The sequence below is a fragment of the Christiangramia aquimixticola genome (genome assembly GCF_048285835.1).
Lineage (GTDB): Bacteria > Bacteroidota > Bacteroidia > Flavobacteriales > Flavobacteriaceae > Christiangramia > Christiangramia aquimixticola.
In genome coordinates, this window is record NZ_JBLVTL010000213.1 from 1 (window position 1) to 300 (window position 300).

The 300-nt window shown below is 43.3% G+C and carries 1 protein-coding gene; it reads right to left on the reverse strand.

Annotated features, from left to right (window positions below; genetic code table 11):
- A partial coding sequence (locus ACNKXV_RS14185; protein WP_417908362.1) for a DUF7507 domain-containing protein occupies nucleotides 1-300 on the reverse strand: 300 nt, incomplete at both ends.

A 300-nucleotide genomic window follows, 5' to 3' on the forward strand; every position in this document is an offset into this window, starting at 1 on the left:
ATCGATCGCTGTTAGATCTACCACATTGGTAATAGTAAGTTTCGCTTCCTTGGAAAGCGGAGTCTTTTCCTCATTACTGTTTACCGGACCTGTAGTTTCATCTGAATTAGCTACGGCAGTGTTCACCACTTCTCCAGCATCTACATCTGCCTGCGTGATGGTATAAGTAGCAGTAAAAGTTGAATTATCGCTAGCACCCGGAGCAAGGCTAATAGGTCCTCCGCTTACAGTTACTTTAGGATCGGTAACCTGGATGTTAGTCAGTGTTACATTTCCAGTGTTGGTAACAGTAAAGGTATA